The sequence below is a fragment of the Gordonia otitidis NBRC 100426 genome (assembly GCF_000248075.1).
In the GTDB taxonomy this organism is placed as follows: domain Bacteria; phylum Actinomycetota; class Actinomycetes; order Mycobacteriales; family Mycobacteriaceae; genus Gordonia; species Gordonia otitidis.
Window position 1 is genome coordinate 1 of the sequence record NZ_BAFB01000008.1, and the last position, 16,559, is coordinate 16,559.

General features: G+C 65.5%; 15 protein-coding genes and 1 pseudogene. 7 read left to right on the top strand and 9 right to left on the bottom strand.

Annotation, left to right across the window (positions count from 1 at the left end):
• Positions 1 to 361: pseudogene (locus tag GOOTI_RS01215) on the bottom strand (adenylate/guanylate cyclase domain-containing protein); the annotation flags it as partial.
• A gap of 84 nt (positions 362 to 445) precedes the next feature.
• Here GOOTI_RS01215 and GOOTI_RS01220 point away from each other — a divergent pair.
• The 5 genes from GOOTI_RS01220 (at position 446) to GOOTI_RS01240 (ending at position 5,537) form a co-directional block, all read left to right on the top strand.
• The gene (locus tag GOOTI_RS01220) at positions 446 to 1,714 is read left to right on the top strand and encodes a DNA polymerase III subunit delta' (RefSeq protein ID WP_007236727.1); all 1,269 of its coding nucleotides are present in this window, start codon (positions 446 to 448) and stop codon (positions 1,712 to 1,714) included.
• A gap of 88 nt (positions 1,715 to 1,802) precedes the next feature.
• A complete protein-coding gene (locus GOOTI_RS01225; protein ID WP_007236728.1) occupies positions 1,803 to 2,705 on the top strand; it encodes an ABC transporter ATP-binding protein in 903 nt (300 codons plus the stop codon).
• Positions 2,698 to 3,507, top strand: a complete 810-nt coding sequence (locus tag GOOTI_RS01230) for an ABC transporter permease (RefSeq protein WP_007236729.1) — start codon at positions 2,698 to 2,700, stop codon at positions 3,505 to 3,507. Before GOOTI_RS01225 ends, GOOTI_RS01230 begins: the two co-directional genes overlap by 8 nt.
• Positions 3,504 to 4,391 carry an ABC transporter permease gene (locus GOOTI_RS01235; protein WP_007236730.1) on the top strand — a complete coding sequence of 296 codons (888 nt, stop codon included), beginning with the start codon at positions 3,504 to 3,506 and terminating at the stop codon, positions 4,389 to 4,391. The genes GOOTI_RS01230 and GOOTI_RS01235 overlap by 4 nt, the downstream gene beginning before the upstream one ends.
• 66 nt (positions 4,392 to 4,457) lie before the next feature.
• Positions 4,458 to 5,537: an ABC transporter substrate-binding protein gene (locus GOOTI_RS01240; RefSeq protein WP_007236731.1), complete on the top strand. Its 1,080-nt coding sequence runs from the start codon at positions 4,458 to 4,460 to the stop codon at positions 5,535 to 5,537.
• A gap of 87 nt (positions 5,538 to 5,624) precedes the next feature.
• On the opposite strand, the gene GOOTI_RS01245 is transcribed toward GOOTI_RS01240, so the two are convergent.
• Both GOOTI_RS01245 and GOOTI_RS01250 read right to left on the bottom strand, forming a co-directional pair.
• The gene (locus tag GOOTI_RS01245) at positions 5,625 to 6,803 is read right to left on the bottom strand and encodes an NAD(P)/FAD-dependent oxidoreductase (RefSeq protein WP_007236732.1); all 1,179 of its coding nucleotides are present in this window, start codon (positions 6,801 to 6,803) and stop codon (positions 5,625 to 5,627) included.
• Between the two features lie 47 nt (positions 6,804 to 6,850).
• Entirely contained in the window at positions 6,851 to 7,045 is a 195-nt protein-coding gene (locus GOOTI_RS01250; protein ID WP_007236733.1) for a ferredoxin, read from the bottom strand.
• A gap of 138 nt (positions 7,046 to 7,183) precedes the next feature.
• Between GOOTI_RS01250 and GOOTI_RS01255 the strand changes: the two genes are divergently transcribed.
• Positions 7,184 to 8,386, top strand: coding sequence for a PucR family transcriptional regulator (locus GOOTI_RS01255; protein WP_007236734.1), 1,203 nt, complete (start codon positions 7,184 to 7,186; stop codon positions 8,384 to 8,386).
• 27 nt (positions 8,387 to 8,413) lie between these two features.
• On the opposite strand, the gene GOOTI_RS27100 is transcribed toward GOOTI_RS01255, so the two are convergent.
• Both GOOTI_RS27100 and GOOTI_RS01265 read right to left on the bottom strand, forming a co-directional pair.
• Entirely contained in the window at positions 8,414 to 9,826 is a 1,413-nt protein-coding gene (locus GOOTI_RS27100; RefSeq protein ID WP_007236735.1) for a fatty acid desaturase, read from the bottom strand.
• Between the two features lie 118 nt (positions 9,827 to 9,944).
• Positions 9,945 to 10,847, bottom strand: a complete 903-nt coding sequence (locus GOOTI_RS01265) for a LysR family transcriptional regulator (RefSeq protein ID WP_007236736.1) — start codon at positions 10,845 to 10,847, stop codon at positions 9,945 to 9,947.
• A 127-nt stretch (positions 10,848 to 10,974) separates the two neighbouring features.
• Between GOOTI_RS01265 and GOOTI_RS01270 the strand changes: the two genes are divergently transcribed.
• On the top strand, positions 10,975 to 11,184 hold the full coding sequence (locus GOOTI_RS01270) for a hypothetical protein (protein WP_007236737.1): 210 nt from the start codon (positions 10,975 to 10,977) through the stop codon (positions 11,182 to 11,184).
• Between the two features lie 32 nt (positions 11,185 to 11,216).
• Here GOOTI_RS01270 and GOOTI_RS01275 read toward each other — a convergent pair whose 3' ends face one another.
• From GOOTI_RS01275 to GOOTI_RS01290, 4 genes are read right to left on the bottom strand one after another with little or no spacing between them, the layout of a single operon-like run.
• Positions 11,217 to 12,914: a dipeptide ABC transporter ATP-binding protein gene (locus GOOTI_RS01275; protein WP_007236738.1), complete on the bottom strand. Its 1,698-nt coding sequence runs from the start codon at positions 12,912 to 12,914 to the stop codon at positions 11,217 to 11,219.
• A gap of 1 nt (position 12,915) precedes the next feature.
• Positions 12,916 to 13,836, bottom strand: a complete 921-nt coding sequence (locus GOOTI_RS01280; protein ID WP_007236739.1) for an ABC transporter permease — start codon at positions 13,834 to 13,836, stop codon at positions 12,916 to 12,918.
• 14 nt (positions 13,837 to 13,850) lie between these two features.
• The gene (locus tag GOOTI_RS01285; protein ID WP_007236740.1) at positions 13,851 to 14,810 is read right to left on the bottom strand and encodes an ABC transporter permease; all 960 of its coding nucleotides are present in this window, start codon (positions 14,808 to 14,810) and stop codon (positions 13,851 to 13,853) included.
• Positions 14,810 to 16,402, bottom strand: coding sequence for an ABC transporter substrate-binding protein (locus GOOTI_RS01290; RefSeq protein ID WP_007236741.1), 1,593 nt, complete (start codon positions 16,400 to 16,402; stop codon positions 14,810 to 14,812). Before GOOTI_RS01290 ends, GOOTI_RS01285 begins: the two co-directional genes overlap by 1 nt.
• Positions 16,403 to 16,559: the final 157 nt, after the last annotated feature.

A 16,559-nucleotide genomic window follows, 5' to 3' on the forward strand; every position in this document is an offset into this window, starting at 1 on the left:
TGTTGACCAGCGACAACGTCACCGGCAGCCGCAGCGCTCGCTTGCGGGCGAGACCGTTGTCGAGGCGGGTCCGCCGTCGATGCCAGACGAGCACCGGCAGCGAGAGCTTGATACTCAGCGCACCGCCCACGATCATCGCGAGGATGAGGTAGGTGAGGAAGATGCCCTGGTTGAGTGCGGTGATGTCGTCGAACTGAAACGAGTCCTGCGAGGGCATGCCGAATCGAAGGAACGCGAAGGTGAACAGAGCGCCGACCAGATTGGCGCGCAGCAGGTCGAGAGCGAGGATCGGCCACGGAGTGTGCGCCAGCCATTTGGCCAGGTGCAAGCCGTAGGACAGCCTGGATCGACGTTCAACCACGCACTCAAAGGTATCTGGCTGCTTGCAATTGTTAAACGTTCATCCACAAGCTGGGGTGTCCGAACTGCGGATTACGCTTGCGGTGTGACAAATGTCTTCGACCGGCTGACCGGGCAGCATGCGGTGGCCGAGGAGCTCACCGACGCCGCGACGGCAGCCAGAGCGCTCGCGGCACGACTCGACGCCACGGCCTCAGGGCTTCCCGACGAGTTCGGCGACGCCGCACCATCGGGCTCACCCGAGTCGCGTGCGTCGATGACCCACGCGTGGCTGTTCACCGGGCCGCCGGGAAGTGGTCGGTCGGTGGCAGCCACGTGTTTCGCGGCTGCACTGCAGTGTCAGCATCCCGACATCGTGGGGTGCGGTGAGTGTCGCGCATGCGTGACGGTGATGGCTCAGACCCATGCTGACGTCCGGCACATCGTGCCGCAGGGATTGAGCCTCTCGGTCGACTCGATGCGCGAGATAGTGCAAGCCGCCGCCCGTCGACCCGGGACCGGACGCTGGCAGATCGTCGTCGTCGAAGATGCCGACCGACTGACCGAGCAGGCCGCCAACGCCCTGCTGAAGGTGGTCGAGGAACCGCCGTCGCGCACGGTGTTCCTCCTGTGTGCCCCTTCCGTCGACCCGGAGGACATCTCGGTGACCCTGCGCTCGCGGTGTCGACACGTGCCGCTGACGACCCCGACCATCGCCGACATCGAACGCGTCCTCATCGACCGCGACGGACTCGACGCCGACGCCGCTCGCTGGGCGGCATCGGTCTGTGGCGGACACATCGGGCGTGCCCGACGTCTCGCCACCGACCCGGAGGCACGCGAGCAGCGCGACAAGGCGCTGGCGCTCGCCCGGGCCGCGACGCGTGATTCGACGGCCTACGCGGCGGCAGAGGAACTGGTGAAGACGGCGGATGCCGCGGCGAAGGCGATCAGCGCCGAACGCGACGAAGCCGAGACCGAGGAGATGAAGACCGCTCTGGGCGCGGGAGGTACCGGCAAGGGCACCGCCCGCCCGCCCCGCGGGACCGCAGGAGCGTTGAAGGAACTCGAGAAGCGGCAGAAGTCGCGCGCGACCCGCGTCGGTCGCGACACTCTCGACCGTGCGCTCGTCGACCTCGCGGCGCTCTACCGTGACGCACTCGTGGTCTCGATGGGTGCGCAGGTGACGCCGATGCACCCCGACAAGGCCGCCGACATCGCCGTGCCGATGGCGACCTATGCATCGCCCGAGCAGTTGCTCCGCTGCGTTGAAGCAGTATTGGAATGTCGCGAAGTCCTTGATCAGAATGTGAAGCCGAAGTTCGCTGTCGACGCGATGGTTGCCACCATCGGAGAGGTCATGCGCTCGCAATGATCCGGCCGGCCGCGACCCGCGGTCGGTGGCGTTCAGGGTAACCGTGAGGTAATCACGGTGAAACACAACGCTTCTAGCGTGGCAACCCATGACATCTGCACAGGGGGAGACGTCTCGCGCGTCGCAACGTCCGCCGGGTACCGGCATCGACATCTCCGGGCTCACCAAGACCTTCACCACGAGGTCGGTGCGCGGGACCAGCACGGTCACCGCGCTCTCCGACGTGTCGTTGAAGACCTCCGAAGGCTCCTTCCTGTCGTTGCTCGGCCCGTCGGGATGCGGGAAGTCGACGGTGCTGCGCATCCTCGCCGGTCTCGAGGAGCCCACCTCGGGTACCGCGCTCATGAACGGTCAATCGCCGAGTGAACTGCAGCGCCACCACTCGCTGGGAATCGCGTTCCAGGACTCCGCGTTGCTGCCGTGGCGGACCGTCGAGTCCAACATCAAGCTGCCGCTACAGGTCGGGCGCATGCCCGCAGACGACGGGCTGGTGTCCGACCTCATCGAACTCGTGGGCCTGACGGGTTTCGAGAAGGCGAAGCCGGCGATGTTGTCCGGCGGTATGCGACAGCGTGTGTCGATCGCGCGCGCTCTGGTGGTGCGGCCCACCGCACTGCTGCTCGACGAACCCTTCGGTGCCCTCGACGACATGACACGTCAACGGCTCAACGTCGAACTGCTCCGTATCTGGACCGAGAAGCCGGCGACAACCCTGATGGTCACGCACGGGATCGCCGAGGCGGTCTTCCTGTCCGACGTCGTCGCGGTGATGAGTCCGCGCCCGGGACGCGTCATCGAAGAGGTACCCATCGACCTTCCCCGACCGCGCGTTCCGGAGATGATGCGCACACCGGAGTTCCACGCGCTGCACGATCACCTCTCCGGTCTGCTGTTCGGCGGCACCAAGACCGACGCCGACGCCGCGCAGCCGGACATGGACGTCCCCGACACCGAGGATGCCGACGCCGTCTCGGAGGCGACGAGTGGCTAGCGTCGCCGTGGAGCGTACGTCCGCCCCGCGGATCCCTCTCGGTGCCGATCGGTGGCTCGCCGGTGTCATCGGCATCGTCGCGGTACTCGCGCTCTGGACGATTGCCGGTGTGCTGCAATGGTTTCACGGAACCATCCCCACTCCGTTGGCTGTACTCTCCACCATTGCCGACACCGGATGGAGCTACTACTCCGAGAACTTCTCCGCGACGATCGGACTGGCGTTCCGTGGCTTTCTGTGGGGAAATCTCCTGGCAATCCTGTTGGCGCTGTTGGTGATTCTCATACCGCCGATCGAAGGTCTCGCGACGCAACTCGCCATCATCTCCTACTGCACGCCGATCATCGCCGTGGCACCGATCATCCAGGTCGCTTTCGCCCAGGTGCAGACGATGATCGTGTTCCTCGCGGCCATCTCGGTCTTCTTCACGACGATGATCGGTACCCTCAGCGGTCTTCGTTCCCCGAACAAGACGAGTCTGGATCTGATCAGGGTGTACGGCGGGGGCCGTATGTCGCAGTTGCGACGGGTGCGGCTGGAGTCTGCATTACCGAACACGCTGGCCGCCATCAAGATCGCGGCCCCTGCCGCGGTCCTCGGTGCCGTGCTCGGCGAGTTCCTGGCGATGCCCGACAAGGGTGCCGGACCGGCGATGATCGTGGCGCAGCAGCGCGGCGACATCCCACAGGTCTGGGCCATCGCGCTGATCTGTGGTGCGGTCGCCGGAATCGGCTACGCGATCGTCGCCGTGATCGCACGCTTCGCCACCAGGTGGGCGGCGGGCAAGGAGGTGCTGGGATGAGCGCGCCCACAACGGTGTCGACGACCGACGTCGTCGTGACCGAGTCGGAGGGCCCCGGGCAACCCGCCACCACGTCACGAGGTCCCGAGATCACCGGATTGCTCTGGCAGATCACCAAATTCCTCGGTTCGCTGCTCATGTCGTTCGTCTTGATCCTGGTGATCTGGTGGCTGTTCCTACTGGCCTACCCCGACATCGGGCCGATTATCGGACGCACACCTGTGCAGGTTTTCCAGTACCTGTTCACCGAACCGGGTGCTGCGGACGCGCGGTCGGAGATCTTCTCGAATCTCTGGATCACGCTGACCGACGCGGCCATCGGGTTCGTCGTCGGCATGGCCGCGGCACTGATCACCGCAGCGCTGTTCGTCGTCTCGCGGCCGGCTGCCCAGACGTTCATGCCGATCGCGATGCTGCTGCGCTCGGTGCCGCTCGTCGCCATGACGCCACTGATCACTCTCGTGGTCGGGCGGGGTGTCGGCGTGGTCGCCGTCATGGGCGGCATCGTGGTCTTCTTCCCCGCACTCGTCATGATCATGACCGGACTGTCCAACGCGCCCAAGCAGATCAACGACGTCATCGCGGTCTACGGCGGAAATCGGTGGACCGCCTTGCGGCGCGCGGCGATTCCCTCGGCGGTGCCGTCGCTGTTCAGCGCCGCCAAGATCTCGGTGCCCGGAGCACTGGTCGGTGCGACCGTCGCCGAATGGCTCGGTACCAACAAGGGACTCGGCGCCACACTGCAGCAGGCGTTACCCGCGGCCGCCTACAACGAACTCTGGGCGTCCGTGCTGGTCATCACCGTCGCATCGATCATCCTCTACGCGATCGTCGGCGTAATCGAATCAATCGTCCTCGCCCAGATGGGTATGCAGCAGCACTGAGTTGCTGGTCGGGGTCAGCCCGATCGGGTGGTTTCCCGCCCGATCCACGTGAAAGGAACAACATTCATGAGCAATTCCCTGCGTAGCGGCGGGTTGGATCGCCGCTCGTTCCTGCGGTACACGCTTCTTGCCGGCGGCGCCGCGGGCGCGTTGGGTGTGTCCGGGGCGCTCGCGGCCTGCAGCAGCGGCAGTGACTCGTCGTCCGGGGCGTCGTCGACCGATCCCAAGGTGCAGCTGTCATGGCAGAAGAACATCGAATTCGCCGGTGAGTACTGGGCGTTGGAGAAGGGCTACTACAAGGACGGGGGCCTCGGCACACCGCAGCTGATCACCGGCGGCGGCGCGGGTACCGGCGTGGAGACCGGGCTGACGTCGAACAAGGTCTGGATCGGCACCACCGCACCGCAGCTCACAGCGCCGGTCATCCTGCAGGGCGCCAAGCTGATGACCGTGGCCGCCACCTACCAGAAGAACCCGTTCTGCATCGTCTCGTCCGCGGAGAAGCCGATCAAGACTCCACAGGACATGGCGGGCAAGAAGATCGGCGTGCAGGCATCCAACGAGAACGTCTTCAAGGCGCTGCTGACCGCCAACGGCATGAAGGAATCCGACGTCCAGAAGATCTCGGTCCAGTACGACCCCACCCCACTCACCAAGGGTGAGGTCGACGGGTGGGTCGCCTATGTCACCAACGAGCCGATCACCCTGGCCGAGAGCGGTTTTGCGAACAGCAATTTCCTCTTCGCCGACTTCGGTCTTCCGCTTGTCGCCGAGACGCTCGTGGTCCGACAGGAGACCATCGACAACGAGCGCGACAAGCTCAAGGCCTTCCTCAAGGCCGAGATCCAGGGATGGAACGACGCTGTGGCCGACCCGGCCGGTTCGGCGAAGCTGGCCGTCGATAAATACGGAAAGGACCTGAACCTCAACCTCGACGAGCAGGTGAAGGAGGCGACGGCGCAGAACAGCCTCGTCGTGTCCGAGGACACCAAGCGCAACGGGCTGTTGACGATGACCGACGCGTTGATCGCGCAGAACATCGAGGCCCTCGGCAAGGCCGGTTACTCCATCAAGCCCGAGCAGATCTTCGACATGTCGCTGATCAACGAGGTCTACAAGGAGAATCCGGGACTCATCAAGGCGTGAGACCGGTATACACCGGTCGGGGGTGGTGACGCGCGACGCGTTGACCGCCCCCGACCTGTGTCATCCGGCTCCGACAGGGCCGTCGGGTCAGACGCCCGTGGCAACGAGCTCTGCCGACAGCGTGCGACGGATTCTGGCGATCCGCCCCGGGGCGTCGATTCCCACCGCTCCGACCACACGCCCGCCATCGCTGTAGAGCACCACGCCATCGTCGACGGTCTCGCTGATCGTTCCCCGTGCGTCGGTGGTCGTCGTACCGACCAGTTGGATACGGTGGCCGTGCCACGACGACCACGCGAACGGCACTCCTGAGTACTTCTGTTGTCCTCCAACAGCGTTCGACCCGGCTATGAACCCCTGGGCGGCAGCCGACGTCCAATGGGCACCGGCCGCGCCCGAGACGACGGCGACGTCGCCGGCCGCCCACACCGCAGGTGCGCTGGTGGCCATCGTGGGGTCACAGACCACACCTCGGGACGACGCGTCGAGAGTGATCCGGCTGGTCGACAACCACTCGGTGGCCGGCGACGAGCCGATACCGACCACGACGGCGTCGACGAGGAACTCGCGTCCGCAGGACGTGCGCACCGACCCGATCCTGTTGTCGCGTGACGTCACATCGGACAGACCGGACCCCGAGAGCAGGGTGACGCCCGCGTCGTCGTGCAGAGCGGCGAGCATCGCTCCTGCCACTGGGCCGATGCCGCGGCCCAGAGGATGGGTAGTGGTTCCGATGAGCGTGACGTCGATTCCACGTGCGGCTGCTGCCGAGGCGATCTCGGAGCCGATGAACCCTGTCCCGATCACCAGGAGACGGGTTGCAGTGCACAATGTTTCGCGTATGACGAGTGCATCGTCGAAGTGTCGGAGCGTGTGCACGTTGTCGAATCCGGCGAGTTCGTCGAGGCTGCGCGCACGATGGCCCGTGGCGATCACGAGTGCCCGGTAACCGATCGGCTCGGACGTGGTCAGAAGGATTTTTCGGTCGACGTCGACCGCGGTGGCGGCCGTCGACGTCATCAGCTCGACGTCGAGTGCCTCCCACCCCTCAGCCTGCCGCAGCAGCGGAAGGGCCGGCTCCGTCTCGGCGTCGAGCAGCGCCTTCGACAGTGGCGGACGGTCGTACGGAAGGTGGGGCTCCTCGCCGACCATCACGATGCGACCGGTCCAGCCCTGCGCGCGGGCACCCTCGGCGGCGCGCACCCCCGACAGGGACGCGCCGACGATGACGAGGGGGTCGTCCGCACGTGCCGAGTGCTCGGGCATGATCGCTCCGTTCGGTGATGGATCGGTGTGGTGAGGGTGTCGGCGAGTCAGTCGACGATGCGCAGCGCCGACACCGGGCAGGAGTCGACTGCGGCACGGACGTAGGCCTTGTCGCTATCGGGAACGTCCGGTGTCGCCACCTCGACGAGGCCGTCGTCGCCGATCTGGAAGTACTCGTTGGCCTGTGTTTCGCACATGCCGATCCCCTCGCACGTGCGGCGGTCGGCCTGGATGTGACTCATGATGCTCTCCTCTGATCGCGGGCTGTCGATGACGATCTCCTGTCATCTTGACCGGGACATGGGTCACATTCACTGGCATCTGGCCCCAAATCGGTGCACTCGACTGTGTGATCACACAGTTTCTGGCATGTTTGGCTGATGACCGAGATCGTCGACTGGCTGCAGGGGTTCGTCGTGGACCAGCAGAGCCCGACAGCGGTGACCGACTGGGTGTCGACAACCGCCGACGCGATCATCGGCGACGTCGAGCTCCCCGATGACATCCGGCCCATCCTCATCGCCGCCATCGAGGAGCACTGGCTCGCGTTCCTCGGGGGTGTCGCGGTCGACGACGCCGGGGCCACCGAACTCGTGCCCGCCGCCGGGGATCTGTCGGTGCAGATCGCCCGCCACCACCTCGGGCTTCCGGTGCTGTTGAAGATCTATCAGAGCGCACAGGAGGCGTCGTGGGATTTCGCCGTGGACGTGGTCGGGCACGCTCCGCCCGACCTCGACCACGAATCGTTGCTGGTGTGGTTCTGGACGAAGGCCAACCGCTGGTTCGCCACCTCGGTCGAGCTGTCGGTCGCGCTGTATCAGGAGGAGGTCGACCGGATTCGACGACGCGGCGATGCGCGCCGCTACGAGCTCGTCGCCGACGTGCTCGCCGGTCGTAGCGTCGGCTCGACGGAGCTGTCGGCCGAACTCGGTGGTCATCCGATTGCGGGTGTCGCACAGGTCGCAGTGATCGCGCATGCGATGGATGCCGACTCCATCGAGGGCCTCGAACCGGCGCTCGTGCGCCTCGCGTCGTCGATTGCCGGTGCACGGCTCGCCGTGGTTCGGCCGGGTGGCCGTGAGCTGTGGGGTTGGCTGGCCGTGCGTACCACGATCGACTCGGTCGACTCATTCGAATGGAATTCGCGTGGAACCGATCCCGCTCAGATCCGGTTCGCGATCGGTGAGCCTGCCAACGGTATCGACGGATTCGTCAGGTCGCACCGCGACGCCAGGGCGGCACAACGCGTCGCGCTCGCACCGCGTCGAAGTAGTGCGGTCACGACCTACGAGGACGTGGCCGCGTTGACGCTGTTGACCCACGACCCCGACGCCGCCGAGCGGTTCGCGCGCACGGTCCTGCGCGGACTGGCCGCAACAGAACTCGCCGAGCTCCGCGACACCGTGCGCCATGTCCTCACCACGGCCGACAGTGCCGACCAGGTCGCGAAATCGCTTGGTATACATAAGAACACCGTGCGATACCGCACCCAGCAAGCAGAACGCCTGCTCGGACACCCCATCAGGGAGCGAGCAGGCGATCTGGTGTTGGCGTTGGATTACTTCACCGCGTTCCTCACGTGAAAGCCGCGCGGGATGAATCGGGGAGATTCAGGCGCTGGTCTCGGTGAGGGGGATGAAGTCGACCTTCTCCCGCACGCCGCAGTCGGGGCAGGTCCAGTCGTCGGGAATGTCCTTCCACGCCGTTCCCGCGGCAAAGCCTTCGAGTTCGTTGCCGACGGCGACCTCGTAGGTGTAGCCGCACCCCGGGCAGCGTGCAGCGGGCACGTCGTCGTCGCATGCACCGGGGGTGGTGTCCTCGAGGGGCGACTCATCGAGGACGGCATCGGCGGGCAGTCCGAACCGCCGCGTCAGGCGATCGAGTTTGCCGGGTGCCACGTTCGCGAGTCGGACGTCACCGTCGAAGTGTTCGACGACCCGGTGGTCCATCACGCGACGCCACAGCGGCGGGAACAGTGCGAGCAGGATCATTCCTGCGTAACCGGTTGGCAACGAGGGCGATTCGCGGTAGTCGCGCAACGTCTGGTAGCGGCGCGTGGGATTCGCGTGGTGGTCACTGTGCCGCTGGAGGTGATAGAGCAGGACATTGGTTGCGATGTTGTTCGAGTTCCACGAGTGCATGGGCAGCACACGCTCGTAGCGCCCAGAGGTGGTCTGCTGGCGCAGCATTCCGTAGTGCTCGAGATAGTTGACCACCTCGAGCAGCGAGAACCCGACGACCGCCTGTAGCACCAGATAGGGCAGGATGCCGACACCGAGCCAGATGGTCAGCGCGGCCCACAGTGCGATCGTCATCAGCCAGGCGTTGAGCACGTCGTTGCCGATGTGGAACGGGTGGGTGTTCCTGCGGCGGTAGCGCTTTGCCTCGACCTGCCATGCGCTGCGCAACGATCCGAAGACCGTACGGAACCAGAAACGATAGAAGTTCTCACCGAGTCGCGACGAGGCAGGGTCTTCCGGGGTCGCGACGCGCACGTGATGTCCGCGATTGTGCTCGATGTAGAAGTGGCCGTAGAAGCTCTGTGCCAGTGCGATTTTCGACAACCAGCGCTCGTGGCTCTCCTTCTTGTGTCCCAACTCGTGTGCGGTGTTGATTCCGATACCGCCGATGAAGCCGAGGGTCACTGCGAGACCGACCTTGTCGATGACGGGCCAGTCACCGGTCGCGATGAGATACATCGCCCAGATGAAGCCTGCGTACTGGACCGGCAGGAACGCGAACGTGACGTACCGATAGTACTTGTCGTTCTCGAGTTCCTCGATCACATCGTCAGGGGGATTGGTCGGGTCGAATCCGATGCAGAAGTCGATTGCCGGGACGACGCCGAGCACGACGATCGGCCCGGTCCACAGGAAGACGCTCCAACCGGTGAGTTCGTATCCGCCGATCGCGATGAACGCAAACGACGGGACGATGAGACCGATGAGCCAAAGGTAGCGCTTGCGGTCGCGCCACCTCTCGGTGCTTCCATCGGCGACGGTGCCACTGGCCTCCAGTGCCATGATGTACCTCCTGAACGCGGGCTGGATTACTGAGCTGTTTGTCAGAATCCACGCGTTCTGCATCACAATCACGGTGCGATCCACCCAATGTGTGGCCATCTGCTGTGCGATCGCACAGTCATGTGGTGGACGCGAGTGCCACCTCGAGAAGTTCACGCGCAGGCCCGCGCACCGTGATGTGCGAGGACCAGACGGCTCGGAGCGGCCGGATCATCGACACGCCGTCGACCTCGATGCGCTTGAGTCGTCCGGCCGCGATGTCGTCGGAGATCGACAGGCGTGACAGCACCGTCGCACCGTTCGACGTCAACACAGACGAACGGATCGCGGTGACCGACCGCAGCTCGATGAGGGGATCGACGGGCCGCAGGCCGAGCTCGGCGAGTGCATTCTCGAAGGTGACGCGCGTACCCGAACCCGGCTCGCGCTGGATGAGTGGTGTCGATGCCACTTCGCGGGCAGACACCGTGCCCGTCTGCGCCCACGGGTGGCCGGGAGCCGCCACGACATACAGTTCGTCCGTGGCGACGAGCGCGGCGTCGAGGTCTGCTGTCTCACCGGGACTCTCGATGAACCCGAGGTCGGCGTCGCCGGAACGGACGGTCTCGATGACCTCTGCGGAGTTCATGGGGCGGACCGAGATCCGTGTCCCGATACGTGTGGTGAGGGTGGTCAGCCAGCCGGGAACGAGATACTCCGCGACGGTCATCGACGCGGCGACGACCAGCGTCGCGTGCCTGTTGCCGACCAGGGTGTCGACGCCTGCGACGAACTCCCCGGCGCGATCGACCAGCGCACTGGCCCATTCGAGTAGAAGCCGTCCGTTCTCCGTCGGTTCGACGCCGGCGGGCGAGCGCACGAAGATCTCGACGCCGAGTCCGTGCTCGACGCCCCGCACGCGCGAGCTGACGGCCTGTTGGCTGAGTCCGAGATCGCGGGCCGCGGCGCCCATACTGCCGAGCCTGCCCACGGCGACGACCACCTCCAGCGCGGCGATGTCCGGGAGGCGACGGGCTGGCATGTCGACGACGCTAGGCGCTACGACGTCGGGTCACAAGCGGCGTCTGTGGCCGGGCCGGACCCTTGTAAGGTGGTCAACAGCGCGTGGCCGTGGACGAGCCGCGCACAACGTCGGGACGAGGAGCGAGATGTCGGACTTCATCAAGAAGATCAAAGACGACGCGAAGGCCGTCGGTGCTGCGATCGACAACGAGCTGACCGTGCTCGAGGGCGTCCCCGGCTACGATCCGCTGGCCGACGAGGACGACGACAAGCAGCAGCCCGCTGCCGAGGAGTCCGGGGCAGGCGACAAGCCCGAGTCCGCTGCCGAGGAGTCCGAGGCAGGCGACAAGTCATAGGCTGCAGCGCCTGTCGCACGTGCCCCGATCGCTCACACCTGCGCGACTGCCCTGCGGCGCCGCGGATCGGGATAGGGGACCGCGTCGAGCAGAGCGCGCGTGTAGTCCTCTTTCGGTCTCGTGAGTACGTCACGGGCGAGCCCGCTTTCGACGACCCTCCCGTTACGCAACACGTAGACCCGGTCGGAGACCTGTTCGACGACGGCGAGGTCGTGGCTGATGAAGAGCGCGGCAAAGCCGAGCTCGCGCTGGAGTTCGGCGAACAAGTCGAGAACGCGGGCCTGCACCGACACGTCGAGTGCGCTCGTCGGCTCGTCGGCGATGAGGAGCTTGGGCCGCACCGACAGCGCACGTGCGAGCGCGACGCGTTGACGCTGTCCGCCGGACAGTTCGTGTGGAAGCCGGTCGGCGAAGGATTGCGGCAGGTGCACGGCGTCGAGCAGCTCGGTTACTCGCTCTGATTGCTCTGCGCGCGTGCCGATGTGCTGGATGTCGAGTGGTTCCCGTATCGACTCCGCGACGGTGAAGCGAGGGTCGAGGGAGGCGGTCGGGTCTTGCGGCACGAACGCGATGCTGTGTCGCAGCGCGCGCAACCGTGCGCGGTCGACGGCGTCGAGGTCGTGTCCGTCGATGAGGATTCGGCCACCGGTCAGATGAGTGAGACCGCCGATCGACCGCCCGAGAGTTGTTTTACCCGAACCTGATTCACCCACGACGCCGACCACCTCGCCTGCGCCGACTTGGAGTGAGACGTCGTCGAGTGCGACAACGGGCTTCCGTCCGAAACCGCCACGATGGACCGCGGTGACGTGCTCGACCGCCACCACTGGAACAGCTTCCTCGTCGTCGTCGGCGGTGGCGGCACCGGTCGTCGCGCCCGCCTCGCCGTGTGCGCTGTCGCCGGACGGCAGCTTCGGAACGGCGGCGAGCAACTGCCGCGTGTACGGCTGTGTGGGGCGGGCGAAGATGTCGAAAACCGTACCGCGTTCGACGACCTCACCGAGCTGCACGACGACGACACGGTCGGCGATGTCTGCGACGGCGCCGAGATTGTGTGTGATGAGCAGGATTCCGGCGTCGATCCTGCCCCGCAGGCGCAGCAGCAGGTCGAGGATCTCGCGCTGCACAGAGACGTCGAGCGCTGTCGTCGGCTCGTCGGCGAGCAGCAGGGCCGGATCGTTCGCCAACGCGAGCGCGATCACCACACGCTGCTTCTGGCCGCCGGAGAGTTGATGAGGATAGTAGTCGACGCGCTGCTGCGCGTCGGGGATCTCGACGAGAGACAACAAGTCGACGGCGCGGCGTCGAGCATCGCTTCGTGAGATCGACTGATGCGTCCGTAAAGCCTGCCGCAGTTGCCATCCCACGGTCTGCGCAGGATTGAGCGCGGTCTGTGGCTCCTGGAAGATCATCGCGACACCGGTGCCACGGATCGCATTGAGTTCGCGTTCGGAGGCGTTCAACACCTCGACGCCGTCGACCTTGACCGAGCCGGTCGCGACTGCGTGCTCGGGGAGCAAGCCTATCGCCGCACGTGCGGTCATCGTCTTGCCCGAGCCGGATTCGCCTACCAGAGCGACGATCTCGCGACGGTTCACCCGCAGGCCGATGTCGGAGACCGCTGGTCGGGGGTAGTCGAAGGTGACCCGGAGGGAGTCGACTTCCAGAGCCGGGACCGGCGTCGACGCCGTGGTGTCGTCGGTGCTGTGGTCATGTGCAGCGTTGGTCATCTCACTGCCTCCTGCTACGCGAAATGGACTGGGAAATGAGGTAGAAACCGAGGACTAGTGCCGAGATCACGATCAGTGGCGCCACGGAGAACCAGGGGTTGGTCTCCAGATAGCTGTTGCCGGAGGACAGGATGCTGCCCAGTGACGGCGTCGGTGGTGTGACGCCGATGCCCAGGAAGCTCAGTGCGCCTTCGACGAACACCGCAAGCGACAGTGACAGCGCGAACTGGACGCCGAGCGACTCCACCGAGTTGGGCAGAACGTGCCGACGCAGCACGTAGATGTTTCGCGCACCGCTGACCCGCGCCGCCTCGACGTAGGGCAGTTCCCTGACCCGGAGCACCGACGTGCGGGCGAGACGGCCGAAGATGGGGATCTCGGCGAGCACGATGACGATCCCGATCGTGCTCGCCCCGGGCGACAGTACGGCGGTCAGTGCGATGCCGAGGACGAGGGCGGGGAACGCGAGGATGACGTCGAATGTGCGCTGGGCGATCACATCTGAGACCGGGTGAGACACCGTGAGCACGCCGATCAGGGTGCCGAGGACAGCGCCGATGGGTACCGAGATGAAGATGATCAACAGATCCACCCGGATGCCGTACAGCACCCGTGTCGCGACGTCGCGGTTGAGATCGTCGGTGCCGAACCAGTGGTCGGCACTTGGCGGCAGCAGGTATGCGCCGTCGATCTGCTGGTCCGGTCCGTACGAGGTGAGTACCGGCGCGACCAGTGCGAGGGCCACGATGCCCAGCACCAGGATGCTTCCGACGAGTCCGACTCCGGTGAAGAGGCTCCGCGAGAGCGGGGGTCTGACCCGACGCCGCTCACGATCGGTGGGCGACTCGGGGATGAGGCCGGGCTCGATGTCGGCGGCGGTGGGCGACGCTGCGCCGGTCGAGGTGGTCAGCGAGGTTGTCATCAATGTCCTGCCAATCAATTCGATGAGTTCAGGCGGATTCGGGGATCGAGCCAGGCGTGGAGAACGTCGGCGACTAATTGGAGTACGACGAACACCGCGACCGACAGCAGGACAAGGACCTGGACGAGGGGGTAGTCGCGGGCGAAAATGCCTTGTTCGGTCAGCAGTCCCAGGCCGGGCCAGCCGAAGATGGCTTCGACGAGGATTGCACCGCCGAGCAGTCCGCCGGTGACCAGCCCGAGCGCGGTGAGACTTGGCGGCAGAGCATTGCGCAGTGCGCTGTGGATCACGATGTCGCGCTTGGGTACTCCCAGTGCCCGTGCGGTGGTCGCATACGGCTGACGCAACTCGGTCCGCAGCGCCTCGGTGAGGAATCGAGCGAGAGTCGCGCCCGCGGGTAGGGCCAGGGCGACGGCAGGCAGCAACAGATACTGGGCGGTGATCCCCGGATCGGTGAACAGGCCCTCCGGTGGTGTCCCGCCGGCGGGAAGCAGTCGCCAGTGGACCCCGAACAGCAGGATCAGCACCGTGCTCACGACGAACGTCGGCACGGCGATCGCGACCGCATTGACGCCGGTGACAGCAGCATTGACGAACCGGTTGTCGACGATCGTCGCTGCCAGACTCAGTGCAAGTGCCAGGAGGACGGCGAGCACCAACGCGGTGACGGTGAGCAACACGGTGTGCACGAGTCCGAAGGACACGAGCGATCCGATGTCGCCGCCGACCTGATAGCTCTTGCCGAGATCGAGGGTCGCGATGCCCGCGATCCACGTGGCGTACTGGGCGAAGAAGCCACGATCGAGTCCGAGGTCGTGTCGGATCGCCGCCAGCTGCTCGGGTGTGGCGTCCGGACCGGCCAGCGCCGATTCGGGTCCGCCCGGGATCAGCCGGACAATGGCGAAGATCAATACCGACGCCACGAACAGCACCAGGATCGCCGTGGGTATGCGGCGCAACAGATATCCGGTCATCAGGAGTTCCGTCCTTGTGTGTTGAGGTAGGTCTCGCCGAGATGCAATTGAGCACGCCTGTCCCAGTCGATGTTGCCGACTGCGGGTGACGCCGCGGATTGCTGGAACACCACGCCGATCTCGACGAGGAACAGATCGTTCAACCAGATGTCGTCGAGTTGCCGATAGGCGGCGAGGGCTGCGGGCGACGTCGGGTCGGGAGCGTTCCAGGCAGCGTTGGCCGCCTTGGCGTAGTCGGGGTTGACGTAGTTCGACGAGTTCTTCGCTGCGTTGAACGGGTAGGCGGAGACTGCGAGGGTCGACGGTGTGAACTGAGCAAACCCATGCTGCAGCAACCAGATTCCATCGAACTTGCCACCGATCAGCTTCGACGACTGCACCGTGTTGTCGTTGGGACGCAATTGAACAGGAATGCCGACGTCTTTGAGGTTGGACTGCACGATCTGCGCCACCACGCGATCGACGCCCTGGGTGGAGTAGTCGAGAGTGATAGGCGCAACCGGTCCGTGCTCGGCGACGAGTCGTCGTGCCTTGGTCACATCGCGTGTGTAGGTCGTGTTCTTCGACGCGTCGTAGGCCGGGGACCACTTGGGCCAGGGCAGGTTCACGACGTAGCCGCTCTTGCGGAAGACGTCGTTGATGATGCGTTCGCGGTCGATCGAGAATGCGATCGCCTTGCGAAGGCGAACGTCGGACAGCGCGGGGTTCGACACGTTGATGCCCACGTACTCCTGACTTTCGGCGCCGGTGTACGTGATGGCGCTGAAGCCGTATCGACGCGTCGCCAGCTCCTGGTCGTGGTTGTTGAGGCCGTATGCCAGATCGATCTGGCCGGTGCGCAGTCGTGTGTAGAGGGCCTGTTGGTCGGTGATGATGTCCAGGTCGACGCCATCGAGGTTGGCGCGCGGACCCCAGTAGGAGTCGTTGCGAACCAGGTGAACGTCGGAGTTGGGTTGCCACGAGGCGAATCTGAAGGGACCGGTTCCGTTGAACACCTTGCCTGCGCGCAATCCGTCGAGTGTGTTGCCGTCGATGATCGGTGCCGAGTCGAGCAGGTCGAAGATGTTGCTCAGCGGGTGGTCGAAGGTCAAGACCACGCGATGCGGGTTGCTGGTGTCGTAGCCGGTGATGGCCGCGGCGGTCCGTTTGAACTGCGGAGTCCACGGTCCAGCGGTGTAGGCCTTCAGCGAGCTCTCGACGTCGGCGGAGGTGAAGGCGCGACCGTCGTGGTAGCGCACGTCGTCGCGCAGATCGAGCGTCAGCGAGCGACCGTCCGGAGCGAGCTGCCAGCGTGTCGCCAGCGACGGCCGGACGGTCAGATCATCGCGCGAGTACCGGATGAGGGTGTCGAAGACGTTCGACACCACATGACCGTTCATGCTGCCCGTACCGATCTGCAGGAAGGTCTTCGGGCTCAGATCGTTGAGGACGCCTACCCGAAGGGTCCCGCCCTGCGGGGGCTTGTGTCCCGGTGGCAGCGCGGTCGCCGTCGAGTTGTCCTGTTGGGCCACGGCAGAGGTGCAGGCTGTCGCCGTACCCATCGTCAACAGTGCGACGACAGCGAGAAGCGCGGCTCGTGTGCGTATGGGCATGGTGTTCGGAGTCTCTTCCGTCCGAGGGACTGTGGGGGTCGCTCGTGCCGCAGCGGGGGCCGAGGCGTCGACCGGACGACGTGTGGCCTGGTCGGCGTACGGCGTCGGATAGCAGCAACTGTGCGGGGTTGCGGGCGACGAATTCAAGCCGAACGCG